Annotated in this window: 19 protein-coding genes; 9 read left to right on the top strand and 10 right to left on the bottom strand. The window is 53.2% G+C overall.

Going from position 1 to position 26,653, the window contains the following annotated elements; all coding sequences use genetic code 11:
• Nucleotides 1-52 precede the first annotated feature (52 nt).
• The 4 genes from JT719_RS18050 to JT719_RS18035 all read left to right on the top strand — a co-directional run bounded on the left by JT719_RS18050 (nucleotide 53) and on the right by JT719_RS18035 (nucleotide 3,285).
• Nucleotides 53-724 carry a Cj0371 family chemotaxis-regulating polar lipoprotein gene (locus JT719_RS18050; RefSeq protein WP_207435067.1) on the top strand — a complete coding sequence of 224 codons (672 nt, stop codon included), beginning with the start codon at nucleotides 53-55 and terminating at the stop codon, nucleotides 722-724.
• Nucleotides 725-911: 187 nt separating this feature from the next.
• Entirely contained in the window at nucleotides 912-2,093 is a 1,182-nt protein-coding gene (locus tag JT719_RS18045) for a glutathionylspermidine synthase family protein (RefSeq protein ID WP_207435066.1), read from the top strand.
• 10 nt (nucleotides 2,094-2,103) lie between these two features.
• Complete coding sequence (locus JT719_RS18040) at nucleotides 2,104-2,739, top strand: BTB/POZ domain-containing protein (protein ID WP_207435065.1); 636 nt, start codon at nucleotides 2,104-2,106, stop codon at nucleotides 2,737-2,739.
• A gap of 18 nt (nucleotides 2,740-2,757) precedes the next feature.
• Complete coding sequence (locus JT719_RS18035; RefSeq protein WP_207435064.1) at nucleotides 2,758-3,285, top strand: flavodoxin family protein; 528 nt, start codon at nucleotides 2,758-2,760, stop codon at nucleotides 3,283-3,285.
• On the opposite strand, the gene JT719_RS25315 is transcribed toward JT719_RS18035, so the two are convergent.
• Nucleotides 3,282-3,884 carry a DUF1801 domain-containing protein gene (locus JT719_RS25315; protein WP_242693328.1) on the bottom strand — a complete coding sequence of 201 codons (603 nt, stop codon included), beginning with the start codon at nucleotides 3,882-3,884 and terminating at the stop codon, nucleotides 3,282-3,284. The two genes, JT719_RS18035 and JT719_RS25315, sit on opposite strands and share 4 nt — an antisense overlap.
• A gap of 83 nt (nucleotides 3,885-3,967) precedes the next feature.
• Entirely contained in the window at nucleotides 3,968-4,618 is a 651-nt protein-coding gene (locus JT719_RS18025; RefSeq protein ID WP_207435063.1) for a LolA-like protein, read from the bottom strand.
• Between the two features lie 250 nt (nucleotides 4,619-4,868).
• Here JT719_RS18025 and JT719_RS18020 point away from each other — a divergent pair, with 250 nt between their 5' ends.
• On the top strand, nucleotides 4,869-6,272 hold the full coding sequence (locus tag JT719_RS18020) for an MBL fold metallo-hydrolase (RefSeq protein WP_207435062.1): 1,404 nt from the start codon (nucleotides 4,869-4,871) through the stop codon (nucleotides 6,270-6,272).
• A 224-nt stretch (nucleotides 6,273-6,496) separates the two neighbouring features.
• On the opposite strand, the gene JT719_RS18015 is transcribed toward JT719_RS18020, so the two are convergent.
• Nucleotides 6,497-6,931, bottom strand: a complete 435-nt coding sequence (locus tag JT719_RS18015; protein WP_207435061.1) for a DUF6640 family protein — start codon at nucleotides 6,929-6,931, stop codon at nucleotides 6,497-6,499.
• 234 nt (nucleotides 6,932-7,165) lie between these two features.
• On the opposite strand from JT719_RS18015, the gene JT719_RS18010 reads away from it, so the two are divergent.
• Nucleotides 7,166-8,443 (top strand): replication-associated recombination protein A, encoded by a 1,278-nt coding sequence (locus JT719_RS18010; RefSeq protein WP_207435060.1) that lies wholly within the window; start codon nucleotides 7,166-7,168, stop codon nucleotides 8,441-8,443.
• A 656-nt stretch (nucleotides 8,444-9,099) separates the two neighbouring features.
• Nucleotides 9,100-11,457, top strand: a complete 2,358-nt coding sequence (locus tag JT719_RS18005) for a family 1 glycosylhydrolase (protein WP_207435059.1) — start codon at nucleotides 9,100-9,102, stop codon at nucleotides 11,455-11,457.
• 164 nt (nucleotides 11,458-11,621) lie between these two features.
• On the opposite strand, the gene JT719_RS18000 is transcribed toward JT719_RS18005, so the two are convergent.
• Nucleotides 11,622-12,206: a hypothetical protein gene (locus JT719_RS18000; RefSeq protein ID WP_207435057.1), complete on the bottom strand. Its 585-nt coding sequence runs from the start codon at nucleotides 12,204-12,206 to the stop codon at nucleotides 11,622-11,624.
• A 281-nt stretch (nucleotides 12,207-12,487) separates the two neighbouring features.
• Here JT719_RS18000 and sppA point away from each other — a divergent pair, with 281 nt between their 5' ends.
• The gene (gene sppA, locus JT719_RS17995; RefSeq protein ID WP_207435056.1) at nucleotides 12,488-14,257 is read left to right on the top strand and encodes a signal peptide peptidase SppA; all 1,770 of its coding nucleotides are present in this window, start codon (nucleotides 12,488-12,490) and stop codon (nucleotides 14,255-14,257) included.
• Between the two features lie 180 nt (nucleotides 14,258-14,437).
• Nucleotides 14,438-15,250, top strand: a complete 813-nt coding sequence (locus tag JT719_RS17990) for a purine-nucleoside phosphorylase (protein ID WP_207435132.1) — start codon at nucleotides 14,438-14,440, stop codon at nucleotides 15,248-15,250.
• A 125-nt stretch (nucleotides 15,251-15,375) separates the two neighbouring features.
• Here the strand turns inward: JT719_RS17990 and JT719_RS17985 are convergent, their stop codons facing one another.
• The 6 genes from JT719_RS17985 to JT719_RS17960 all read right to left on the bottom strand — a co-directional run bounded on the left by JT719_RS17985 (nucleotide 15,376) and on the right by JT719_RS17960 (nucleotide 26,535).
• Nucleotides 15,376-16,215 carry a DUF4249 domain-containing protein gene (locus tag JT719_RS17985; protein ID WP_207435046.1) on the bottom strand — a complete coding sequence of 280 codons (840 nt, stop codon included), beginning with the start codon at nucleotides 16,213-16,215 and terminating at the stop codon, nucleotides 15,376-15,378.
• Complete coding sequence (locus tag JT719_RS17980) at nucleotides 16,215-18,497, bottom strand: TonB-dependent receptor (RefSeq protein WP_242693327.1); 2,283 nt, start codon at nucleotides 18,495-18,497, stop codon at nucleotides 16,215-16,217. The genes JT719_RS17985 and JT719_RS17980 overlap by 1 nt, the downstream gene beginning before the upstream one ends.
• Nucleotides 18,498-18,834: 337 nt before the next feature.
• The gene (locus JT719_RS17975) at nucleotides 18,835-19,383 is read right to left on the bottom strand and encodes an NADAR family protein (RefSeq protein WP_207435042.1); all 549 of its coding nucleotides are present in this window, start codon (nucleotides 19,381-19,383) and stop codon (nucleotides 18,835-18,837) included.
• A gap of 118 nt (nucleotides 19,384-19,501) precedes the next feature.
• Nucleotides 19,502-21,367 carry a M61 family metallopeptidase gene (locus JT719_RS17970; protein ID WP_207435039.1) on the bottom strand — a complete coding sequence of 622 codons (1,866 nt, stop codon included), beginning with the start codon at nucleotides 21,365-21,367 and terminating at the stop codon, nucleotides 19,502-19,504.
• Between the two features lie 222 nt (nucleotides 21,368-21,589).
• Complete coding sequence (locus tag JT719_RS17965; protein WP_207435037.1) at nucleotides 21,590-24,010, bottom strand: ABC transporter permease; 2,421 nt, start codon at nucleotides 24,008-24,010, stop codon at nucleotides 21,590-21,592.
• A 98-nt stretch (nucleotides 24,011-24,108) separates the two neighbouring features.
• Nucleotides 24,109-26,535, bottom strand: coding sequence for an ABC transporter permease (locus JT719_RS17960; RefSeq protein ID WP_207435035.1), 2,427 nt, complete (start codon nucleotides 26,533-26,535; stop codon nucleotides 24,109-24,111).
• Nucleotides 26,536-26,653 lie beyond the last annotated feature (118 nt).

Raw genomic sequence — 26,653 nt, 5'->3', positions numbered from 1 at the left:
GACTAATCCTTTGGTTTGGCTTTAGGCTTACTTTTATAAAAACAAGCCAGAAATGGCTTTCGTATCTCATATCATGAAAAAGCGTTACTTCCTCATTGGTGATTTCTCACGCAACGTTTTGTTGGTGAGCGCCGCCGCCTGTCTTGGCCTCACTTCCTGTTCAGATAACCGCTCTGCCCAAAACGAAACGTCCACTGAGTGGAACGCTGGTGCTTCTGCTCCCGGCTACAGCCAGGGAGTGATCACGGAGATGACTGAGGTTAGCCCCGATAACTGGAAAATCACAGATGAGCGCCCAGCCCCCGCAGGACAGGTAATGGCCATTCTGCGCCATAACAACGGCAAGGTAGATACCCTGCAAGGCCTGGAGTTGGAGCGGCAGGTGCAGCAATACACGCAGGCCAATCCGCATAACGGTTCGGGTTTCGGGCTGATGAATGTGCTCATGTGGAGCGGTATCGGGTACATGGCGGGCCGCATGATGTCACCCAACCCGGCTTATTACGCCAATCCAAGCACCATGCAGCGCACCGAGGCCTGGCGTCAGCAGACAGCCGTGGAGCGGAGCCGGGGAGCCCAGGCTTTTAGAGGTGCCACCGGTACCTACAGCCGTCCTGCCGCCTCAGGCAACGTCCGTTCTTCCCGGCCAAGCAACAGCCGTTCCGGTACCTTCGGGAGCAGCAGATCAGGTGGCTTCAGCGGCCGTAGCGGCTTCGGAAGCTAATCTTTCTGATAGGCCAGCAGATAGTTTCCTGAGAAGCAGTATAATAGAAAAGAAGACTTACCCTTTTGCCATTCGGCAGAAGGGGCATACCATGCGGTGCGCCGTTTCTGGTCTTGTTTTCTGAAATTCATTTGAAAAACACCTTTCACCCAATCAATCTACCAACCCTCTCAAACCTGACGTTTCTATGCCAGATCAAACGCTACCAGTAAAATTGATGCCGCATCACGGCGATGTTACCAGAATGGTTCACCAAATGGGTTGGGAGTGGGTAGTGGAAGAAGAATGCCAGACATACCTGTCGGGCGAAGCGGTGGTGTTGAACCAGGATGCCGCCGATGATCTGATTGAGGCTGCCTCTACGCTGTACCAGATGATGGTGGAAGCCGTGCCCGAGGATGTGCCCGATGATTTCCTGCGCAAAATAGGCATCCCAGAGAAACTGTGGCGGGCCGTGCGCCATTCCTGGAACGATGAGCGCCACTGGCACATCTACGGCCGGTTTGATTTTGCGCAGACCCCGGAAGGAGTGAAGTTGCTGGAATTCAACGCCGATACCGCTACGTCCATCCCCGAGACGGCTGTGGTGCAGTGGGCCAGCCTGGCCGCTGCCGGGAAAAACGAGAGCCAGCAGGCTAACGGTTTGTACGAGGCCCTGGTAGAGCAGTTCCGTACCTGGAAAGGCCTGAACCCCGAGCTGGAGCCCGCCTTGCTGTTGGTTTACCTGGGCGAAAGCCGCGAAGACTACACCAACTGCGAGGTGCTGGCCGAAGCCGCCCGCGAGGCTGGTTTTGATACCCACCTTTGCCCCGCCGAGGAGATGCAGGTTTCTACCCTGGGTGCTGAGCGCGGCATCTGGGCCCAGGTAGGATCAGAGCAGTGGCGCCGGTTCCCGTTCCTGTTCAAGCTGGTACCCTGGGAGCTGTTCCTGCAACTGGAACCAGATCTCTGCGCCGATGTCATTGACCTGCAGTTCAGCCGTACGGTAGTTATCGCCAACCCGGCGTATTCGCTCATCTTCCAGAGCAAAGGCTTCCTGGCCTGGCTGTGGCAGCAGTTCCCGTACCATCCGCTGTTGCTGCGTACCGAGTTTGAGGCTTTTTCTGGAAAAGCAGTGGAAAAACCGTTCTTCGGGCGGGAAGGGCAAAACATCCAGGTGCGGGAAACCTCAGACGTTTCCTCCACCCACGGCGAGTACGGAAACCAGCCGCACGTGTACCAGGCCTGGGCCGAGTTACCGCAGGATACCAAAGGCTACCGCTACCAGGCAGGCGTTTTCTGGGCGGGCGAAGGTTGCGCCATTGGGTTCCGGCGGGAGCGGGGCATCATCACTAACTTGTCTCAGTTTGTAGCTCACGTGGTAGAATAGGCCAACAGGTATGAAAAAGAAGTCTTTGGGCCTGCTTTCGTTTGCGGTGCTGCTGACCTCAGGGATCTGGAGCTGTGAACAGCAGATTCAGGAAAAACAGCCCGTAAACCAAACCACGGCAGAAAACGCATCGGAGCAAACGGTGGCCGTAACCCCGGCCAGTTTGGAGAAGGCAGAAAGCAAACCTGCCACTCCGCCTAAGTGGGCACTCACCCAATTCCAGGACCTGGATCTTGATGCATTGTACCAGTTTTCGGCGTTCACCAAACCCGCCTTCCTGGAGGGAGATTTTAATGGCGATACCCTTTCTGATGTTGCGTTTTTAGTGCAGAATTTGAAAACGGAGGAGAAAGGCTTGTTGATTCTGCACCAAAAGCTGCCCAAGGAGTATTTCGTTCTGGGTGCCGGCTCAGAGGTAGACGGAATGACGAATTTAGACTGGATTGAAATATTTGAGAAAATACCCAAAGGGGAGTCTGTAACCAGCACCTTGGTAGATGAAGAAACCGGCGACATCATTGGCCCTGATTCCTTGCATGCCGTGACGTTGAAAGGCGAGGGGATTTACACCCACCTGGCCGAGGCTTGTGGCGGCGGAATTGCGTACTGGAACAAGAACCGCTATGAATGGTTGCACCTGGAGTAGAGTAGATTCTTAATTCCCATGAACCAGCATCCTTTAATCCTTCTGGCCAGCTCCCGCAGAGAAAGCGATACCCGGCTGTTTGTCCAGAGGGTATTCCAGGATACGCCCCACCAGATCCTGGATCTGCTGGATCATACCATCAGCCCTTATTCGTACGAAAACGACTACCCACCCGAGGACGAATTCCAGGCAGTGATAGAAAAGGTACTGCAACACCAGGTGCTGGTGATGGCCACGCCGGTGTATTGGTACGCCATGAGCGGCCTGCTGAAAACATTCTTTGACCGCCTCACCGATCTGGTGACGGTGCACAAACCCTTGGGCAGGAAACTGAAAGGCAAAAGCCTGTTTCTTCTGGCGGTAGGCGCAGATTCTGAGCTGCCCGATGGCTTTGAGGTGCCGTTTAAGCTGACGGCCAAGTACCTGGACATGGTCTTTGGCCGCAGCCTTTATGCCTCCACCGAGGAAGTGGAAACCGATATTAACCACCTGGGCGACCACCGGGAGTTCCTGCGCGAAATCAGGGACAGCTACCAGAAAGATTAACTGAATTTCTTGCCCTCGGCAACGCGCTCCACGGTTTTCTGGATGCGGTTTTCCCGGGTTTCTGTGCGTTTGGCCTCGTTCACCCAGCGCACATATTCTTTCCGGTGCGTGTACGCCAGCTTCTCAAATTTCTCCAGTTGCTGCCCCTCGGCCAGGGCTTGTTTCAGGTCTTCGGGGATTTCAATCACATCGCGCTCAGCAGATTTGGCAACGGTGCCGGCCTTTATCTGCGTGGCGGCTCTAATGTATTCTGCCAACACGTCTTCGTTCACCTCCTCTGCTTTTGTGAACTTGATGCTGCGCATGGCTTTGGCGTCCTGGCTGCTTGTGAGCAAACCGTGGGGGTCTTCCAACAAGGCGCCCTGAAAGAAAGCCAGGTTCACGTGCTGCTTGAAATAGGCCAACGCACACACCAGACCCGGACCTGCTTTCTCGTACACCGTAGCGCTCCATTTCCAGGTGGCTTTCAGCTCCGGATCAGCGTTGGCAATGGCCGTCCTGATTTTCTCGCAGATGGGTTGGGCAAAGGCAGGCGCATTGCTGAAGTAAGTGTCTATTTTCAGGTCAATCTGCTCGGATGTCAGTTTAGCGGTGGCCATTGGGTTGTTTGTTGGTGGATAAGGGTCAATGAAAGTAATTATCTGTTTTAAACCTCTTTTCAGGAAATCTGCCGGAAAATGTACTACCAGCGCGAGGTCTTGAAGCCGGCTACGGTAAAGATTTCTGCCGGAAGTGTTTTAGGGAATTTCATGTTGTAGTACACCTCGTGCAGGGTTTTTCTGTTATCCTGAAAGAAAGTTAGATCGGTGGCAATCCAGTTGCCCTGCACGTTTTTATAGCCATTCAGGTCTACTACGCTCTGGCGCTCCCCGTCTTGCCGCACAGATTGTAGCAGCCAAAGTTTCTCGCGGTCAATAATGAAGTGGCTGGCTTTTTCTTCCAGGGAAGTGACGCCCACTACGTACACTTTCCGGTTGTTCCAGGTAGTTTCCAGTACTTTGGAAAGATCAATGCCTGCTTCCTGTAACTGCGCCACGGTGCGGTCTACGGGTTGGTGGTACACGTCAAACCCCAGCACCAGCACCTCATGGATGCGCCGGCGGCGGTTTTGCAAGGTATGGTCTTTGAACACGTATTGGCTGTCCTGGGCGTAAATGGCCCCGTTGCCAGCCGCAAAATCATCGAACTTAATGGTCAGTTTACCCGGGAACGCAATGGCCTCGTGCCACACCTGCACCGTGGAGTCAGTAGAGGATTTATACAGCACGGCGGTTTGGTCAAAGGTAAAGTAAGGGTTAAACTTTCCTTTGTACTTTTGGTGCATCTTCTGCAAGACCTCTTTCCCGGTTAAGGAAAGCGCTGGGGCAAATAAGTGGGACCAGGATAAAAGAAGTGGCCAAAGAAGGTGCAACAACATAGGGTTCTGGGTAAATTGGAGGCCTAAAATAGAGAGATATTCTGATTCCTGAAATGGGGAGTATCTCTCGGGCTGCAGACCGTCCTGGTAAACCGGAAAGAACCAGCCCGATGGGCATATTTCTTGCTGGACCTTGGGTGAGCAGAGCGTTAGATGAAAGTAAACTATGAAAGTAGAACAGATTTATACCGGCTGCCTGGCGCAGGGAGCGTATTACATTGAAAGCAACGGCGAAGCAGCCATTATTGACCCGCTCCGCGAGATAAAACCGTACCTGCAGAAGGCCGAAAAAGATCAGGCCCAAATCAAATACGTGCTGGAAACCCACTTCCACGCCGATTTTGTCTCGGGCCACGTAGATTTAGCCAAGGCCACCGGGGCGCAGATTGTGTACGGGGCCGCTGCCCAACCCAACTTTGCCGCTTACCTGGCGAAAGACGGAGAAGTGCTAACAGTAGGCAACGTGACCTTTCAGGTGCTGCACACGCCCGGTCACACACTGGAATCTGTCACTTACCTGCTCAAAGACGAAACCGGAAAAGACTTCGCCATTTTCACCGGCGATACGCTCTTCATCGGTGATGTCGGTCGTCCTGATCTGGCCGCTAAATCTGATCTCACCCAGGAACAACTGGCCGGCATGCTCTATGATTCGCTGCGGAACAAGATCATGCCCTTGGCCGATGAGGTGCTGGTGTACCCTGCGCACGGAGCCGGATCTGCCTGCGGAAAGAACATGAGCAAAGAGACCTTTGACACGTTGGGGCACCAGAAACAAACGAACTACGCCCTGCGCGCTGATATGACCAAAGAGGAGTTCATCAAAGAAGTGACCGACGGGTTACTTCCGCCCCCGGGTTATTTCCCCCTGAATGTGCAGTTGAACAAGCAAGGCTACGCCAGCATTGAAAACGTGCTGACCCAAGGCCTGCAGGGGCTTTCCCCGGGTGCATTAGAAGCCCTTGTGAACGAAACCGGTGCCTTGGTGCTGGATACCCGCAAAGCCGTGGACTTCTCCGCGGGGCACATCCCCAATGCCATCAACATTGGCATAGACGGCAGCTTTGCCCCTTGGGTGGGTGAACTCATTCCAGACATCCAGCAGCCCATTGTCTTCATTTCTGATGCCGCCCGCGAGGAAGAGGTAGTCACCAGATTAGCCCGCGTAGGCTATGACAACACCTTGGGATACCTGCAAGGCGGAATGGAAGCCTGGCAAGCTGCCGGAAAAGAATTGGAGACCCTGGCATCAATCTCCGCCCAGGAGTTTGCGCAGCGTGTGAAAGAAACCTCAGGTGTGATAGTAGACGTGCGCAAACCCAGCGAATTCGACGCCGAGCACCTGGAAGGAGCCGTCAACATGCCGCTGAGCAACCTGAACGAGTACCTGGCTGAGATCCCCCGCGATAAAACCGTCTTCATCCACTGCGCCGGTGGTTACCGCTCCATGGTGGCGGCCTCCATCCTGAAAGCGCGGGGCTTTGATAACCTGGTAGACGTAGCGGGTGGCTTTAAGGCCATTGCAGAAACTGATCTTCCCAGAACAACCTTTGCGTGTTCCAAAGCATAATCTGCAACATTATCTGATCCCTCGCTCGCCTCTGGCGAGTGTGAGAAATAGGGCGGCCTCTGGCCGCTATGCGGGAATTTTGTTTAATGTAGTAAAATGTGCCTAGCGGCGAGACGCCGCCCAATAACTCACACTCGCCAGAGGCGAGCGAGGAAAATGTGAAAAGTAAATCTGATATGAGATGCGTTTCAGGGCAGTTTTGTTTAGAATAGCCCTGAAACTGCTCACTGGCTTTGCCGGTATTCTTTCCTCGCTAAAAAGTAGCCTGCTCCTAAACCGGCCAGCATCAGCAGCGAGAAGGGCCCTTCGTTCAGTTTGAGTTTGCCGATGGAGGGTATCTTTTCGGGGAATTCCGCATCCATGCCTTTGGCTCCAGGGAAGGCGAAACTTCCCGCCTGGGCGGCAAAAAAGAAGGCAGGCAGTAGGGCACCGGCTTTCAGTTGCAAATCCTGATCTCCGTTCTTTCTGTTGAGCAGATACAGGCTGCTTCCTCCCAGCATGGTGCCCAGTAGAATGGTCATGGCATCATGGAATTTGGCGTGCGGCGTCCAGTTGGGGTTGAAGAGGTGCGTTTTGTTCCAATCCATCAGGTAGCCGCCTACCGTGGTGAAACCGGCAATTGACGTGAGAATAACCCGGCCTGCGTTTGTCTTTTGCATCTGATCAGGAAGTTAAGAAGGTTCTTTCCTAAGGCGTACGCACAGGTTTTTGCGGTAGTTGGGAAAAACAGGGCTAAAACCAACACCGGGACTTTCCCGAAGGGAACCAAGCGCTTCGGTGTTTTGGGCCCAGTTTCAGGAAAACAGTCAGAAAACAATGCCGGAAAGAAAGTAAATTAGCCTTTTGTTTCAGCCTCGGCAGAACCGAAGGCTTTCCTCAGAAACCAGCGTACCATGTTCCAGTCAACTAAGGCTCCGCTACCGGAGCGCATGCGTCCCAACAACTTAGACCAATACGCCGGCCAGCAGCACCTGGTGGGCCCCAAAGGCGTGCTCAGGCGGTACATTGAAGCCGGCATGGTGCCTTCCATGATCTTCTGGGGACCGCCGGGCGTAGGTAAAACCACCCTGGCCAACATCATTGCCGGTCAACTGAAAGTGCCGTTTGTAGCGCTCAGCGCCATCAATGCCGGGGTGAAAGACGTGCGCGAGGTGATTGAACACGCCCGCAAGCGGCAGGGAACGGTCTTGTTCATTGACGAGATCCACCGGTTCAACAAATCACAGCAGGATGCTTTGTTAGGGGCCGTGGAGAAAGGGATTGTTACCCTGATTGGCGCCACCACCGAGAACCCTTCTTTTGAGGTGATTCCCGCTCTGTTGTCCCGCTGCCAGGTGTACATTCTTAAATCGCTGGAAAAGCAGGAACTCATTGACCTGGTTCAGAAGGCGCTCACGGAGGATGAGATACTTAAAAAGCGCGACATTGAGGTGCAGGAGTACGAGGCGCTGCTCACCATCTCGGGCGGCGATGCCCGCAAACTGCTCAACCTGCTGGAGATTGTGATTGACGGCAGCGGCCAGGCCAACGGCAAAGTGGTTATCACCAATGACGTGGTAAAGCAGATTGCCCAGCAGAACCTGGCCCTGTACGACAAAGGCGGTGAGGCGCATTATGACATCATCTCGGCGTTCATCAAATCCATGCGCGGCTCAGATCCTAATGCCACGGTGTACTGGCTGGCCCGCATGATTGAAGGCGGGGAAGATCCCAAGTTCATCGCCCGCCGGATGTTGATTATGGCCTCGGAGGACATAGGCAACGCCAACCCTACCGCCATGATCATGGCCAGTGAGTGTTTCCAGGCGGTGCAGGTGATTGGGTACCCAGAGTGTGATATCATTCTCTCGCAAACGGCCATTTACCTGGCTACTTCACCCAAGAGCAATGCCGCTTACAAGGCAATCAGGGCAGCCAGAGCGTATGTGCGGGAGCAGGGCAGTCCGCCGGTGCCGCTGCACTTGCGCAATGCGCCAACCAAGCTCATGAAGGAGATTGGGTACGGCCAGGAGTACAAATACGCGCATGACTACGAAGGAAACTTCGTGCCCCAGAACTTCCTCCCTGATGAGCTGAAAGGCACCATGTTCTTCAATCCGGGCAACAACGCCCGCGAGAACGAGATGCGCAAGAACCTGCGTAACCAGTGGGAAGGGTGGTACCGGTACTAGAACAGCAATCATCATTTAGTTCCTAAAGAAATCCGTTTTGAGGTTCGTTTGCTAAAAGCGACCATAAAACGGATTTTTCTGTTTGTCCCTCCCTGATTGTATTAAGCCTGTACACCCCGCCTATGAGGGTGTCCTGCCCATTGGTTTAAGGTAAATCTCTGAGGGAAGGCTCCTTTTTATAGTTCTAAAATTGCTGAAGAAGCTCTGGTTTAAGGTACCTAACCTTTCTTTGAAATTTTCCTCTTCAACGGAAATCCGGAAAACCAGCTTAATCTCAATTGAGTTTAGAAGGAGTAAGTCTCTCTAAATCAGATTACAGGCAGCGAGTACCTGTAGTTTATCAAAAAAGTTAAAAATACCTATCAAATTCAGCTTAACTACGGGGTGTTTTATAGATAAGTACTATTTCTTTGGTGTAGATACTTGAATTCTTCCAGTTTCTAAACTATGCCTCTACCTACCCGTAATTTTTTCAACCAGTACTTAATTACAATCTAAGACTGGGAAAAAATCTTATTAATTCTACAACCAGCTTTGACTGATTGCCCGGTGGGTAGATAGGAATTGTACCATAATCCTTCACGCATCAGGCAAAGACAAGTTTATAATTGGCTAATAGTAAACCTGTCAGGAGCTCAGAGCCTAACACTACAGATATGGAGAAAAGTGATAACCTGAACCCCGCTTACCCCGAAGTGTGGGCCGGTCTGGAATGTACCGTGAACCGGGTGGGCGATGAGTACATGGACCAAATGCAGCTCAATGGCCACGCCATCCGTGAAGAAGACATCGCCCTTTTTGCCTCCATTGGCGTTAGTAAAATGCGCTACCCGTTGCTGTGGGAACTAACGGCTCCCAATGGGCCTGCCACCGCTGACTGGTCTTGGGGAGACAGACGGCTGAAACTGCTGCAGGAACATAACATCACCCCGATTCTTGGCCTGGTGCATCACGGCAGCGGACCGCGCCACACCAACCTGGCAGACCCTAAATTCCCCGAGGGAGTGGCCGAGTACGCTCGCGCCGTGGCGGAAAGATATCCCTGGCTGGAATACTTCACGCCGGTAAATGAACCTTTGACAACCGCCCGGTTCAGCGGGTTGTACGGCGTCTGGTACCCACACGGCCGCGATGGCTACACTTTCGGTTTAACCTTGCTGCACCAGTGCAAAGCCACGGTTCTGGCCATGCGCGCCATTAGGGAGGTGATCCCCCATGCCAAACTGGTGCAGACCGAAGACCTGGGCAAAACCTATAGCACGCCTTTGTTGGCTTACCAGGCCGCCGCCGATAACGAGCGCCGCTGGGTGAGCCTGGATTTGCTTACCGGGAACCTGTCGTCGGAAGATTCCATGTGGAAGTACTTTGTAGACAGCGGCATTCCGGAAGAGGACCTGCAGTGGTTCCGGGATAATCCCTGCCCGCCAGATATCATTGGCATCAACCATTACCCTACCAGCGAGCGCTACTTGGATGAGAAGATGGAAGGTTTTCCGGAGTGGTCGCACGGCGGAAACGGTATTCACCAGTACGCCGATGTGGAGGCCCTGCGGGTAAAGACAGATGATCCGGCTGGTTTCTACTCGGGCCACAAGGTACTGCTGCGCGAGACCTGGGAACGCTACGGACTGCCTATTTCCGTGACCGAGGTGCATATCTGCGGAGCCCGTGAAGAGCAGATCCAGTGGTTCAAGCACGTGTGGGATTCCTGTACTGAGCTGAAGAAGAACGGAGTGAACATAGTGGGCGTGGCTGCCTGGTCTTTGCTGGGCACTTTTGACTGGGTGAACCTGGTTACCCGTGCCGATGGCTTCTACGAACCGGGCGTGTTTGACGTGCGCGGGCCTAAACCAAGGCCTACCGCCCTGGCTAAGATGTTGACCCAACTTGCCCAGGGCAAAAACTACGAGCACCCACTCTTTCAACTGCCGGGTTGGTGGCAGCGGCCCGACCGGTATTTCTATCCGTTCACCCCAGAAAACCTGGAGGAACACTCCCAGATTTTCCTGCGGCGCGAGGAAAGCCGATTCGGGCGGGGCACCAAAGCCTACTGGCGCCTGAACTGGAACCCCATCTATGAAACCGAGACCATACCAGACGGTACCGGCCTCACCGAGGAACAGGTACACCACCTGGAAAACACTACCCGTCCCATTCTCATCACCGGGGCAACCGGCACGTTAGGCAGTGCATTTGCCCGTTTGTGCGGAGACAGGCACATCCCGTACCGGTTGGTAGGCCGCAAGCAGATGAACATCACCGATCCGTTTTCTATTGAGCGGGCCATCAACTACTACCAGCCCTGGGCAGTGATCAACGCGGCCGGCTACGTGAAAGTGGATGACGCCGAGGACAATGCCGAAGCCTGCGATCTGGTAAACTCGCACGGGGCTATGCTGCTGGCGGCCACCTGCCAGAAGCGGGGCATCCAGTACCTGACCTTCTCCTCTGACCTGGTGTTTGATGGCCTCAAACAGCAGCCGTACCTGGAAAGTGACGCCGTGAACCCCCTGAACGTGTATGGCAAAAGCAAAGCTTTGTCTGAGAAGTACGTGCTGGACATGCACCCCAAGGCTTTGGTGGTACGCACCAGTTCTTTCTTCGGGCCGTGGGACGAATCCAACTTCCTGACCTTAATGCTCCAGCAACTGCTGGCAGGTAATTCCTTCCTGGCGCCGGAAGACATCATCATATCACCCACCTACGTGCCTGATTTGGTGAACGCCTGCCTGGATTTGCTGGTAGACGAAGAATCTGGTATCTGGCACCTGACCAACGAGGGCGAGCTCTCCTGGGCAGATTTCGCCCGGAAAGGAGCAGAACTGGCAGGACTCAACCCAAGCCTTATCCAGGGTTTTTCAGCCAATGAATTGCAAGGGCAACAGGCACCCAGACCGCGCTACAGCGCCTTAAGCAGTGAGCGGGGCCAATTGCTACCGTCCTTGGAAGACGCGCTCATGCGCTATGCCAACCGGATGAAGCTCTCCCGCCGCATAGCGCTGAAGACAGCCTAGGCTTGTACCCAAGAAAATAGCGTTTGTATATATCCCCCGCGGATGAGGCACCCCTTCACTAAAAGAAGGGGTGTTTCTTTTGCCGGGTAAAGCGTACGGAAAATGCCCGGTGTTTTTATGCCTGTTTAACAGAATTAGACCTGAAAACAGAAAGGAACAAGGTGTTACTCTTTTTCTTTCAGCCAGTACCGTACCCCAAAAGACAAGCTCATGATATTAGGATAGCCCGGCACAAATGCGGTGGAGAAGTCCACGCGGTCAGAGAGTTGGTAGTTGTATTCAAATTCGCCGGCGTACCAGATCATGCGGTATTGCCATTTGTCGTCTGGGTCGCCACCAAAAAAGGAGGTAGACAGGTTATAGCCTTCCAGCTCAGACCAATTGCGGCGGTACACCAGGGTGGGGCCCAGGCCACCGTTTAAAGAGTGCCGCCCAATGTTGAAAATAACGGCCCGTACGCCAAAATGAGTGAACCCGGCAAACCGCATGGCGCAATCGGCATAGAAGGCTTGTATGGCTTTGAAGGAGAATTTATCCGGTACAAAGAACTGCTCGTAGCCCACGCTGGCGCCTACGTTAACCACAAAGTAGCCCTTGCCGTCTGGGTTCAGCGGCATCAGGTCGGCGTTGTCATCTCCTTTGGGGTGCAGCGTCAGGCCAAAATACTTAATGTTAAGATTCCGCCTGTGCTGCGCCGGGGCGGTGAATGAACCAAGAACCAGGAGCGCTAATACTATCCATTTATTCATGTAAGCCTATATACGGCAGCTTTTTCATTTGGCTATCTTTCTGGCAAACCTTTGTCTTTGAGCAAGAACGCGGTTTTAAAGGTAAATATGGGAAAATAGCCAGGAAATAGGTGCTAATCGGCAGCAGGAATAAAAGTTATGTGGCGGGTTGGGGTGCGCTACCCGTTCTGCGTTAGAGAAGACAAAGAAGTTTGTTTAATTGTAAGTATTCTCACTACATTACGACTAATGTACCAACAGGGCTGGCAAACGCCCAGGCTGTGTTTTGATTAACATTATCTATGCGTCAATTTTTTAAGTTCGTACTGGCCACCGTGGTGGGCCTGATTGTATTTTCAGTGGTGGGCTTCCTGATTTTGTTAGGGATAGCCGCGGCGGTTTCATCGGAGGATACCGTCACCATTGCCGAGGGTTCTGTGCTGGAAATCAAACTGAGCCAGCCGGTAGTAGAGCGTTCGCCGCGTGATCCGTTCTCAGAGCTTGGTTTCGGCGGGATGTTCGGGGAGCAGGGAATAGGGTTGGATGAAATCAAAGCCTCCATCCGGAAGGCCAAAGCCGATGACAACATCAAAGGGATTTTCCTGAACCTGGATTACCTGCAAGCCGGGATGGCCTCGGTGGAGGAAATCCGCGATGCGCTGCTGGATTTCAAGAAGTCTAAGAAATTTGTGGTAGCGTACAGTGAGTTCTGCACTGAGAAGTCGTATTACCTGGCCTCGGTAGCCGATCGGTTTTACCTGAATCCGCAGGGAACGCTGGAACTGAACGGCCTCAGTTCTGAGGTGATGTTCTTCAAAGGAGCGTTGGAGAAGCTGGATCTGCAGCCGTATATCTTCAAGGTAGGAGAGTATAAGAGCGCGGTTGAGCCCTTCATCCTGGACAAAATGAGTGATCCTAGCCGGGAGCAAACCCAATCGTTCCTGAACTCTATTAATGACTTCATGCTCAAGAACATTGCCACTGCCCGCAAGAAGGATTTTGCCTACCTCAAGAACGTGTCTGACTCTATGCTGGTGCATAATGCCCAGGATGCGCTGCGCTTAGGCATTGTTACCCACCTGGGATACTTTGACGAAGCCAATGACTTCATGAAGAGCAAAACCGGCGTGAAGAAAGACAAAGAACTGAAACTGGTGAACCTGGGCACGTACCGCAAAGCCGCAGACCCAGAGAAAAAAGAAGGTTCTTCCTCAAACAAAATTGCCGTGATCTACGCCACCGGCGACATTGTGACCGGCAAAGGCGACAACGAAACCATTGGCGGCCAAAGCATGTCAGAAGCCATCCGTAAGGCCCGTCTGGATAAGAACGTGAAAGCCGTGGTACTTCGCATCAACTCCCCAGGCGGCAGCTCGCTGGCCTCAGATGTGATCTGGCGCGAAGTCATGCTCACCAAGAAAGTAAAACCCATTATTGCCTCCATGTCTGATGTGGCAGCTTCTGGGGGGTACTACATTGCCATGGCCTGCGATACCATTGTGGCGCACCCTAACACCATTACCGGTAGCATTGGCGTCTTTGGCATGATGGTAAACTCTGAGAACTTCCTGAAAAACAAACTGGGCATTACCACAGACCGCGTGAAAACCGGTAAGTTCTCTGATATCCCATCGGTGACCAGAGCCATGACGCCGTACGAGAAAATGCACATCCAACGCGAGGTGGAGCGTATCTATGAGGACTTTACCACCAAAGCCGCTAAATCCAGAAGAATGCCATTAGCCGAACTGAAGAAAATAGCCTCGGGTAGAGTGTGGTCTGGTATTGAGGCCAAGCAGCGCGGCCTGGTAGACGTGCTGGGCGGCATGGAAGATGCCATTGCCCTTGCCGCTAAAAGAGCGAAACTCAAGGAAGGCGATTACCGCCTGCGCCAGCTGCCGGCCCAGAAAACGTTCATGGAAGAACTGCTTTCAGATACCCAGACCCAGATGAAAACCTACACGCTGCGCCAGGAACTGGGCGATCTGTTCCCGTATTACCAGCAGTACAACCGCCTTATGCAGTTGCAGGGAATCCAGGCGCGTCTGCCATTTGAATTGGATATTCAGTAAACACATCAAAAGCGTATTTCCGGAAGGACTGCCCCACGGCAGTCCTTTTTTGTTTTAGCCCACAGCACTTTCCCGCTTTTGCTGATTTTTTCCGACCTTGGGGCCGCCTTCGGGTACCCTGTTTTTGGGTTGATTTCCGTACAACAGGCCTGAAAACCGTATTTAACAGAAACCATCATGATGCAAACCCTGCAAGAAGCCTCCGCCTACATCCGTGAACAAATAAATTCCTATACCCCAGATTTCGGGATTGTACTGGGTACCGGCCTGGGTGCCCTGGTGCAAGACCTCCAGATCGCCTATAGCCTGAACTATTCAGACATTCCGCATTTCCCGGTTTCTACCGTGGAGAGCCACTCAGGCAAGCTGATTTTTGGGGAGCTAGGTGGCCGTAAGGTGGTGGTCATGCAGGGCCGCTTCCACTACTATGAGGGCTATTCCATGGAACAGGTGGTATTCCCCATCAGGGTGATGAAGCTGTTGGGCGTGCAGAAGCTGTTTGTTTCTAATGCCGCCGGCGGTCTGGATCCTGAGTTCAATACCTCTGAACTGATGGTGATCACAGATCACATTAACCTGCAGCCTACCAATCCGCTCATCGGGAAAAACCTGGATGAACTGGGGCCGCGCTTCCCGGATATGAGCGAGCCGTATGACGAGCAAATGATTGAGCAGGCGCTGGAGATTTCCAGCCAGCATGGTTTGAACGTGCGCACCGGCGTGTACGCCAGCGTGCCCGGCCCCATGCTGGAAACCAAAGCCGAGTACCACTACATCAGAATCATTGGTGCCGATGCCGTGGGCATGAGCACCGTACCCGAGGTGATTGCCGCCGTACACATGAACCTGCCCGTTTTCGCGGTTTCCGTGATCACCGATCTGTGTGTGCCCGGCAAGATCAAGAAAGTAGTGTTGAAAGACATCCTGGACGCGGCCGCCAAAGCAGAGCCTAACATGACCTTATTGATCAAAGAACTGATCAAGCGCCAATAGGTAGTTTAACGAAAGAAGATAAAAAAGCCTGTGCCCCGGAAGTATTTTCCGGGGCACAGGCTTTTTAGGCATAGCTCTGAATCTGGCCTGAATTCTGGAAAACAGGCCTGAAACAAAACCAGACCTTACTTAATGATAAGTTCTTTGGGGGCGTAGTTCAAATGCGTGAAAACCCCAAAACCTCCCACCACGGTAGACTTAATAGTGACAGGTTGGGCAAACGGGTTTCCGTTTGCGCGGCGGGCATCTTCTACGCTGGAGATAAAGTTATAGTACGCTTCATCAACGTGGTAGAGTTTGAGGGTTAATGTATCGCCGCGGTCAAAGCGGTAGGTGGTGGTGTAGGTGATTTTCTGCCCGTTGCGCAGGCGGTCGTTTACCTCGGCATCTAATTGGCTGTCAACGCCCACGCTGTCTTTTTTGTGGGCCAACAGGCGGTAAAAGTTTCTGACGCTGGCATCATCCTGCCAGCGGGCCATGAGGTAGGCTTCCTGGTTTTCCTCGGGCTTGTCGTTGAATTTATAGCCAACACTGTCAAACGGAACGGTTTTCAAAACAGTGGTGGTGCCGGTGAGCCGGCGGCCTTTGGTGTCGGTAATCACCAGGGTGAAAACATCGCCGGGTTTGGTGCTCACGTTGGTGCGGTTGTAATGGGTGTACACCTTCTCGTTTTCCTCGTCTACCACTACGCTGTCCTTTAAGACAATAGGCGTTTCATTGTTCTTGGTGATGGTCACGGTGGCGCCCGTCACAATAGGAGCCTCTGGCGGCGAAAAGTATCCCGCCGACTCTGACAGGGCCAACCGGTAAGGCTTGCCGTCTTCCAGGTAGCACTCCACCACCAATTGCGGAGGAATAGTGGGCAGTTCCACCTCAATTTCCTGCTCCATGTCACAGGAAGAAACCATGGCCCCCAGCAGGAGCAACAGCATCAAAGGCTTGGAAAGTACTTTATGAATGGGCATTAGAATTTGAAGTTATATGTCACCGAAGGAATAACCGGGAACAAAGACACCTGTTTAGCCACAAAGCCGGTGATCTGGTCAGATTCTTCGTCCCGGATGGTTTCAAAGAACACGAAGTACGGGTTACGGCGGTTGTACACGTTATACACGCTGAACGTTAAGTCTGAGCTGCCGCGCTTAGGCCGAAGCTTGTATACCAAGCCCAGATCCAAGCGGTGGTAGGCTGCCAACCGGAAAGAATTTCGTTCTGGATACACCGGAATAACCGTATAGTCTTCGCCTTCCACATCCTGGAAAATGAACCGCTGAACCGGCAAAGAATAGGCGTTTCCGGTACCGTACACAAACGTGGCGGTGGCGTTGATGCGCTTATTGAGCTGATGGATGGCCACCACCGATAAGTCATGCCGGCGGTCAAAGCGGGTAGGGAAGGTTTTCCCGTTATTAATGTCTGGGAAGGTGCGGTTGCTCCAGGAAAGCGTGTAGCCAATCCAGCCGGTGGTTTTGCCGTCTTTCTTCTCCACGTAGAATTCCTGGCCGTAGCTGTCGCCGGTACCAAACACAAATTCCTTTTCCAGTTCCGTATTGGCGAAAATCTCGGCCCCGTCCCGCAAATCTAATTGGCGGGTCATCTTTTTGTAATAAGCCTCGGTGCTCAGCAGGTACTTGTCTTTGATGAGTTTAGTAAGGCCTAAGGCGAACTGGTCTGAACGCTGCGGATTCACCCCGGGCGTAGACGGATACCAGATATCGGTAGGCAGGGAGGCCCCGGAGTTGGAGATCAGGTGCACGTACTGGTACATGCGGGTGAAGTTGCCCTTGAGGGTGAGCGACTCTGAGAACCGGTAGCTGGCCGCGGCCCGGGGCTCCAGGCCCAGAAAGTTCTTGCCGCTGTTCAGGAAGCCAGACAGGCGCAGGCCGTAGCTTACCGTAAACACCGGGCTGAGGGTCCAGTCATCTGAGGCGTACACGCCGTATTCCTGGCCGCGGTACGTATTGCCGGTTCCCACATTCACAGATCCATCCTGGCTGTTGGCTTCTATGCGGCCCACCACAAAACGGTGATCGGTTACGGCAGCCCCAAACCGCAGGTGGTGCTTTTCTGAGGTAATGTACTCAAAGTCTGTTTTAGCCGTGAGATCGGTGATGTTGGAGGTCAGGTTGAAGGTGTAGATGTCCAGTTCGTTTTTGATCTGGTATTCATAATTTGACGCCGAAAACGTGGTGTTCACAAAGAAACGCGGCGAGAACTGGTGCATCCAGCGGGCCGAGGCCACCCGGTTGCCCCAGTTGAAATTGAAATCAAAGTTCTCGTCATAGAACTTGAAGAAATCGCGGCCATAGTACCCGCTGATGAACAGCCTGTCATTCTCGCTCAGGTCAAAGCTGGCTTTGGCGTTGAAATCATAGAAGTAATAGTCGGGGATGGGGCTCCAGTCTGGGTCGCTTTCCTTGGCTTTGTTGATCATGCGGGTGAAAACATCCACGTAGGTGCGCCGCCCCGATACCAGGTAAGAAGATTTCCCTTTCTGAATGGGTCCCTCCAGGGTAAGCCGCGAGGCAATGAGCCCTACACCGCCGCTCACGTCGTTTTCGTTTCGGTTGCCTTCCCGCAATTTCACGTCTAAAACGCTGGACAGCCTGCCCCCGAACTGCGCCGGAAAACCGCCTTTGTACAGTTCCACGCCGCGCACCGCGTCTGGGTTGAACACACTGAAAAACCCGAACAAGTGGCTGGGGTTGTACACCAGGGCATCGTCTAGCAACACCAGGTTCTGGTCATTGCTACCGCCCCGCACAAAAAGACCGCTGCTGCCCTCGCCACCAGACTGGATACCGGGTTTCAACTGCAGGGTTTTAATGATGTCCACCTCACCAAACAAGGCAGGCAACAGCTTTGCCTCGCGGGTGGTAAGGGTTTCCATGCTCATCTGCGGCGTGGTCAGGCGCTCCTGGAAGGAATTCCGCTGCGATTCTACCACTACCTCGTTCAGCCTGTTGGTGGTTTCCTGTAACTGCACGTTCAGGCGGGTGTTCTTTTTGAGGGTGATCTCGCGGGTGAGCGTTTCAAAGCCCAGGTAGGAAAACTGGATTTGGTGGGTACCGGCCGCCACTCTCAGCATGTAAGCCCCGTTCACGTCGGTTTCAACTCCCGTGGTGGTACCCGCCACCGAAACACTGGCCCCAATCAAAGGCTCTCCACTGGCGGCAGACCGCAGCGTGCCCGTTAGCGTGACCCGGTTCTGGGCCTCAGCCGGCAGAGCCAGGGACAGGATGAACAAAAAGAAAAGAGTGAAAGGCCAGGCGAACGGCCGCGGAAGCTCACTATGTCTGGTATGAGGATGCACGCTTGCTGTTATCAGATTTGAAACATAACGCCTGAACCGCCAATATGTTTTTCTTGATAGTACTTATAAATGTCTTGGTACTATTCAGATAAGCGTATTGGGCAGACGAAGGAGATAGTCTTAAAGATAGTGCAAAAAATAGTTTCAGGCACCTGGCAGACCCGTAATTCTGCACCGCTTGGGTATTCTGCTTCAGAGTTGATTCTGAATACAGGCTCTTTTGTAAGAAAAAGAGGAAAAGTGAGAACGCGTAACTCCAAAGGTTGCCGGCTTAGGATAAGCTGAAATTACGTACTTCCATCAGCGCGAAACCCAATAAGTTTAACCCTCGCCAGTGATAAGGGTTTTCAATCTGGCCATAATCCTTAGGCAGGCCAATGCCCCAAATGAAGTCTACCGGGCTGGCTTCCACCAGTATTCTGGATTTGGTAGACAGCAGGTATTCTTTCAGGGCTGGGTGCTGGCTGAACTTATGCAGGTTGCCTTCCTTCACAATCTCAAACCTGTTCTCCTCCCAAACCTCCTGGTCAAAGTTTTTGACCATTCTGCCTAATTCCTTTGCCTCGCCGGGTGAAGCACAAGAGATAATGGATTCATAGGTTTCTACGTCCTCAAACAGCAGAGCTTTATGCGCCATCATCCAGTGCTCGGTGGTTTTATACTCAATTCCGTCTACCTTGAACGGAGCCACATACCATTGGCTGAAGCAGTGTTTACCAACGGGCTGGTTAATGGCACCTTTCTGCCCCCAAAAGAAAATGTATTTCAGAGAATCGCCTGCTTCGTATTTCTCCAGCAGCCAATCAAGGTGGTATTCCATTGTTCTGATTCTAATTGCAAGCCTGAATTTTATATGGGTGAACTTAAAAAGAAAAACCCGTTTCAGAGCCATTTCCTGAGAAACAGCCCTAAAACGGGTGACAGGTTCTAGAAACCAATTACAGGTTAGAATACAACCAGGCCTGTCTTAAGGCAAGTTGCTCTGGCGTGGCATTGGGGTCTGGGGTGAGCAGGTGAGACACCGTTTCGTCTGAGGCTACCAACTTCGCTTTCAGTTCTACGGGTTTCACGGTGCTATTGGCGTCTTTGCGCCCCACGGTAACGGTAAGCTGGCTGCCTTCTTTGCCGTTGATTACGTGTTTGTTGAACAGTTCTGTGGCGTTGCGCAGGTTCAGGTCTTCGCCGTTGATTTGCCAGATCTGGTCACCGGCTTTCCAGCCCAACTGCTTCCCGAAGGCGTTCAGGTTCTCGGTGCTGGCTACAATCAAGTGCCCCGAGGCCTGGTCATACCCCAGGGTAGGTTTCCCCAGCGACAGGCGTTTCATGGTACCCGATGGCTGGTAGGTGATGCCCACTTTCCTGAAAAGCTCGGCATAGGGCAGACGCTCGGTTCCTTCCACGTATCTGCTGAAGAAATCCCGGATCTGGGGGTAGGTCAACGACGTGATTTTGTCAAACAGCTCCTCGTCTTTGAACGACTTGTCTTTGCCGTAGGTCTGGCTAAGGTCCTTCATCATGTTCCGGATGCCGTACTTGCCACCGGAAAGCTCCCGCAGCCTGATGTCCAGAGCCATGCCAATGAGGGCGCCTTTCTGGTACACGTTGCCGTACTCTTTCTCGTGCTTGTCCAGGGCACCCAGGCTCAGCTCAGTGAACGCCAGGGCATCGTTGTACTGCTGCTGCGAGGCAATGATCTTGTTTCTGATCTCGGTCAGGAAGTCCGGCAGTTCAATCAAGCGTTGATTTACCTGCACGTGGTGCGCAAAGTATTCGGTAACACCCTCGTACATCCAGAGGTGCTTAGACATCTTAGGGTTGCTGAAGTCAAAGTTCCCGATCTCCTCAGAGTGGATGTTGAGCGGCGTCACAATATGGAAGAACTCGTGGGCCGAGATGTTCCGGACCTGCTCAGCCAGCATGGGCGGTGGCATCTCCGGGAAATAATACACAGATGAGTAAGAATGCTCCAGCGCGCCGTAGGCTCCCGTACGGTTTGGTTTGTTGTCAATGTAAATCAGGAACGCGTATTTGTCTACCGGCAAGGTTCCGCCCAGGTAGTTCTTCTGCGCCTCCAGTATGGTTCTGATGTTCTCGGCCAGGTTTTTGGAGCGGGCTCCGCCACCGGCCGCGTAAGTAGAGATCAGCACATCGGCGTTGCCTACTTTGAGCATGGCCGTGTCTGGGCGGCTGTAGAGCATGGGCGCATCTACCAGGTCATTGTAGTTCTGCAGCAGGTACGTGTCTGAGGTAGGCGTTGAACTGGCGGCTCTAAGCGCTGTGGCGCCGTAGAAATCCTGCGGTTTGTTAATGGTGATCTGGTACGGGGCCTTGGTCATGTTGGCGAAGTACCCAAAGAACCCGTGGGTGTTGATCAGGAACACCTTGCCTTCCTCAATGTCTGTGGCGGCGGGCTCAAACACGATGTCTTCTTTCTTTGGCGTGTCCCAGGTGTCATCTACCAGGTACTCAAGGCGGGCCAGTTTATCTGCTTTCTTGATCTTCCAGGTATTCTGGTCCAGGCGCTCTACCGGCAGGGCACGGCCTTTTTTGTCTAAGGCTTTGAACGTTGAAACAAACTTTCCGAAATCATAGACCGCATAGGTGCCCGGTACCATTTTAGGCAAATGGTACAGAACTTCGTCTTCTTTGAAGTTGGGGGTAAGGAGGGTCACCTGCAATTTATCATCTTTCGCTTGGCCCAGATCAACCGAGAACCGGTACGTTGGTGTCTGGTTGTTCTGTGCCAGCAGGGGAAAATGCAGGGAAGCGGCAAAAGCCAGGGCCGCCAGGGATTTTTTAAGCATAGTTTTATTTTATCTGAGAATGCTAAGAAAACGAAAGTTATTGGGTTTAGGTGCTTATACGGGAAGATTGTCTTGGTTGCTTTTCTGCCCAGGGTACTTCCGGTTTCTACTTCTTTGTCGAAAAGTAAGCCGAAAACTTACAACCAGCCGCTCTCCGGATTGTCATTTAACTTTCAAACCTTGGTTTTTTGGCCTCTTTTCCTTAAAACTGCCTTAAAACAGCTACTCACTCCGCAGAGCTTTCACCGGATTCAGCAGGGCCACTTTGGCGGCCTGGAAACTCACCGTGGCAATTGCAATGACCAAGGAGGTCAGGCCCGCCAGGCAGAAAAGCCACGGACTCAGGTTCACGCGGTAAGCAAAGTCCTGCAGCCAGTTTTTCATGCCGTACCAGGCCAGCGGCGAAGCAATCAGAATAGCCACTACCACCAGCAGCGCAAAGTCTTTGGAAAGCAACAGCACAATCTCCATCACCGAGGAGCCCAGCACTTTCCTGATCCCAATCTCTTTGGTGCGCTGCTCAGCGGTATAAGACGCCAACCCAAACAGACCCAGACAGGCAATCAGGATGGTCAAGGCAGCGAAGTAGCCAAACACGGCCAGCATTTTCTCCTCGGCCTGGTACTGCTTGTTGAAGTAATCGTCCAGGAAAAAGTACTCCATGGGGTGTTTGGGGTCAAAGGCGCGCCAGTTCTGTTCCAGAAAATGCAGGGTGCTTTCCAGATTCTGGGTGCTGACCTTGGCCAGTACGTAACCGTTGGAATGCTGAACCGGCACAATCATGAGCGGTTCCACGGCGCTGTGCAAAGAAGCATAGTTGAAATTCTGGGTAACCCCAATCACTTTAGTGTCATAGTCCAGGAACTGCACGCGCTTGCCCAGGGGTTTGCTCCAGCCCAGCCAGTTGGCAGCGGCTTCGTTCACCAGCACAGCACCTTTGACGTCTGTGGGAATGCTTTTCTGGAACGTCCGGCCTTCTTTCAGGTGTACGCCCATTACCTCCAGCGCGCCGGCCTCCACAAACAGCACATTCATGGTTTTGTCTTTCTCACCACCTGCTTCCTCCTCCACAATCATGAACAGGCGGGACAACGGTTCCCCGGGAATATTGCCGGTGGCGGCCACCTCCAGAATGGCGGGGTTCCCCCTAAGTTCCTGCATGACCACCGGTAACCTTCGGGTAAGGGTAGAATCGGCGGTGGGGATGTCAATGGCCACCACCTGCTCTTTGTTGAAACCCAGGTTCTTGTTTTTCAGGAACTGCAGCTGGCTGTACACCACGGCCGTGCCGATGATCAAAACCAGGGAAATGGTGAACTGCACCACCACCAGGCTTCGGCGCAGCCAGGCATTGGAGCCCCTGGGGTTGTTATCAGATTTGAGGACCTCCACCGGTTTAAAGCCAGAAAGGAAAAACGCCGGATAACTGCCCGCCGCCACTCCTACAAACAACAGAATGGCCAACAGGGCCAGCACAAAAGGCCCCGTAAAGAACGAGCCAGATTCAAATTCTTTCCCCGTCAGGGAATTGAAAAGCGGCAAAGACAGCTCCACCAGCGCCAGAGCCAGCACCAACGCCAAGCCCGTAATCAACACCGATTCGCTCAGGAACTGGCGGATGATCTGCAGCCGGTGCGCGCCTACCACTTTGCGCAAGCCCACCTCACGGGCCCGTTTGGCCGAGCGGGCCGTAGCCAGGTTCATGTAGTTGATACAGGCAATGACCAGAATAAAAATGGCCACCAGGCTGAAAATGTACACGTAGGATTTATTGCCGGGCGGGCTCACGTCATGCTGGAACTCGGCGTTCAGGTGAATGTCTGAAAGGGGTTGCACAATCAGGTCCAGAGCCCCGCTGACCTGGTTTTCCTTCATCCAGGGCACAGCCCGGCGGTTGATCAGGTCCGTTAGTTTCTGCTGGAAAGCATGCCGCGCCTCAGGATGGTAGAGCGTGAAATACGTGTAATAACTGAAATTGAGCCATTCGTTTGCCCGCTCGGCGTAAGTAGAGTCGCCTAGCCTTTCTTTCTCCATTTGCTCGCGGGTAACCATGGAAAGAAACGCATCGGCTTTGAGGTGAGAATGCTTCTCGGCTTGGTAGACGCCCGTTACCTTGTGCTGATTTTTGGTGAAGGCAACCACCTGGCCCAGGGCTTTCTCGGGGCTTCCGAAGTATTTCCGGGCCAGTTCTTCAGAAATCACGATGGTCTTGGGCTCACGAAGGGCAGTGACCGGGTTGCCCGCCAGGAACTGATAAGGAATGACTTCAAAAAAGGTGCTATCGGCAAAGAAAAGGTTTTCTTCCAGAAAGGATTGCCGCTCTATCCAGACGGTTTGCTTACCGGCGGCGGCAATGCGGGCAATCTTTTTCACCTCCGGGATCTCCCGCCGGACATAATCGGCCAGCGGCCGGGGCGAAAGCGAGAATCTGTCTTCCTTGCCGTGGAAGTTCAATCTGCCCACCACCCTGAAAATGCTCTCTGCCTGAGGGTAATGCCGGTCATAGGTGAGCTCATGCGATACAAACAGAAAAATGAGCAGGCACGCCGAGATACCGGTAGCCAGCCCAATGATGTTGATAGCCGAGTACGCCTTGTGCCGCAGCAGATTTCGCCACGCTATTTTAAAATAGTTCTTCAGCATTCGCCAGAAATATGCTCTCTCCTGAGAGGTAAAAATGTTGATCTGTTTTGGGTTTCGGGGCTGATTTACAGAAAACAGCCCCGAAACCCAAACCAGTGTTATTCAGTTCTGAGGGCTTTGACCGGGTTCAGTAAAGCCGCCTTGGCCGCGTGGAAGCTGACCGTGAGCATGGCAATGGTCATGGCAATGAGGCCCGTCAGGAAGAAGGTGCTCCAATTCAGCGGTACGCGGTAGGCAAAATCCTGCAGCCATTTGTTCATGCCGTACCAGGCAATGGGCGAGGCCAGCACAATGGAAATCACCACCAGCCAGGCAAAGTCTTTGGATAGCAGCAACACAATCTCCTGCACCGAGGAGCCCAGCACTTTCCGGATGCCGATCTCTTTGGTGCGCTGCTCGGCGGTGTAAGAAGCCAACCCAAACAAGCCCAGGCAGGCAATGAAAATTGCGATGGCCGAGAAGATGGTGAAGATGCGCTGCTTCAGGACCTCAGACTCATAGAGCTGCCCAAACATATCATCCATGAACTGGTACTCAAACGGTTTGTTGGGCAGGAATTTCTTCCAGGTGGCCTGCAGGTGCGCCAGGGCCTCCTGCGGATCACCGGTGAATTTCACCGAGATCTTGCTGTATTGATCGCCGGACGGCAGCAAGTACACCATGGGTGAGATCTCCTCGTGCATGGATTCAAAGTGAAAGTCTTTCACTACGCCAATCACGCGGCCTTTTCTGCCGCCGTACTGAAACGGTTGCCCCAAGGCTTCCTGCGCGTTCTTCCAGCCAATCATCTTCACCGATGACTCATTCAGGACATAACTTGCAGTATCAGTGGGGTGGTCTTTCAGGAAATTTCGGCCCGCGGCCAGTTGCACGCCATACGTGGAGAACAGGTCGTGGTCAACGTTCACAAACCGGATGGGCAAACTGGTCTGCTCCATGGAATCGCCTTTCTGTACGGCCGCGCCCATAGAGTTGAGCAGACGCTCAGAAGGCACCAGCAGGGACCGGCCTACTTTCTGGATGCTGGCCGATGAAAGCAATTCATTTCTGTAGGCTTCAAACTGGTCAGACAAGTCATTATCATAATCAAACACCACCAGGCGTTCTTTGTCAAAACCCAGTGATTTGGTTTGCATGTAGTCTAACTGCTGCGAGATTACCCCGGTGGCAATGATGAGCACAATGGAAATGGAGAACTGTGTTACCACCAGCGTTTTGCGCAGGAACGGATTGCGCGCGCCGCTGCTCAAAGAGCCTTTGAGTACCAGCACCGGCCGGAATTTGGAGAGGTACAGCGCCGGATACAACCCTGCCAGTCCGCCCACCACCAGCGGTAACAGCAGCACCAGCACCAGTAAAGAAGGCTGTGAAATCAGGTCAAGGTCCATGGCTTTGCCGGTGAAGGTGTTAAGCCAGGGCAGCAGTACCTCGGCCAGGCCCAGCGCCAGCACCGTTGACAAGACCGCCACCAGAACGGATTCCATCAGGAACTGCCCCACCAGGGTTTGCTGGTACGCGCCCACCACTTTCCTGATGCCTATTTCCTTGGCGCGGCTGGTAGACCGGGCGGTGCACAGGTTGATATAGTTGATGCAGGCAATGAGCAGGATGAACACGGCTACCGCACCCAGAATCATCACGGAGGTAATATCACCGTTGGGTTCCTCCTCAGAGTCCAGGTGGGAGCGCAGGTGAATGTCGGTGAGCTTTTGCAGGTACAGGTGCGTAAAATCAGAGGGCTTACGGCCCCGGGCGTGGTCAGAGCCGCCCAAATGCCGGTCCAGAAAGGCCGGGAACTGGGCCTGAAGTTTATCTGCGGGGTAGTTTTCTGGCAACAGCAAATACGTGCCAAAGGAGTTGTTTCCGAAGTTGGTGGCCAGTGCCTCGGCTCCATACACGGCCGTATCGGCGAGGGAAGCGAATGACATCAGAAAGTCTGGGTGAAAGTGAGAATTGGCAGGCAAGGGTTCAAAAACGCCCGCTACTTTCACCGGAAACTGGTTGTAGACCTGCAGCACCTTGCCCACCGGATCGGCCCCGGGGAAATATTTCTCGGCCATGTCTTCGCTCAAGAGCATGGTGAACGGCTCAGATAAGGCCTTTTTCCCGTCGCCTTTGGTCACTGGAATGGTGAAAATATCCAGCAACTCCGGCTCCGCGAAGTACAGGTTCTGCTCGTTAAAGGCTTTCTGCTGCTCTTTGTCCTCTACCAGCAGCTCGGTGTTCAGGGTGCGGGCCACCTTTTCAATATCTGGGAAGTCCTGCTCAATCAAAGGACCGAATGGCGGGGCCACGTGGCCCAGGTGCAAGCTCACGGTGCCGTCTTGGGCCGTGAAATCGCGGGTGACACGGTAAATGCGGTCTGCGTTGGCGTGGAAGCGGTCATAGCTGAGCTCGTCCACCACGTACAGCGAGATGAGGATACAGGCCGTTAACCCAATGGTAAGCCCCGCAATGTTGATGGAAGAGTAAACCTTCTGCCGGATCAGGTTCCGCCAGGCCACTTTCAAATAGTTCTTGAACATGGTAGTATAGTTCTATGTCTGGAGTTCTGAGTCTTGAGTTATGAGTCCTGAGTCAGGGAAAGCACGGGTATTTTTAGCTCGATTTTCTAAAAATAGGCGCTAAACAGCCCGTTCGAAA

It is taken from the genome of Sabulibacter ruber (assembly GCF_017355955.1).
Taxonomy (GTDB): Bacteria; Bacteroidota; Bacteroidia; order Cytophagales; family Hymenobacteraceae; genus Nibribacter; species Nibribacter ruber_A.
The sequence above is the reverse complement of the archived record's forward strand: the minus strand, read 5'-3'. Positions and strand labels throughout refer to the sequence as shown.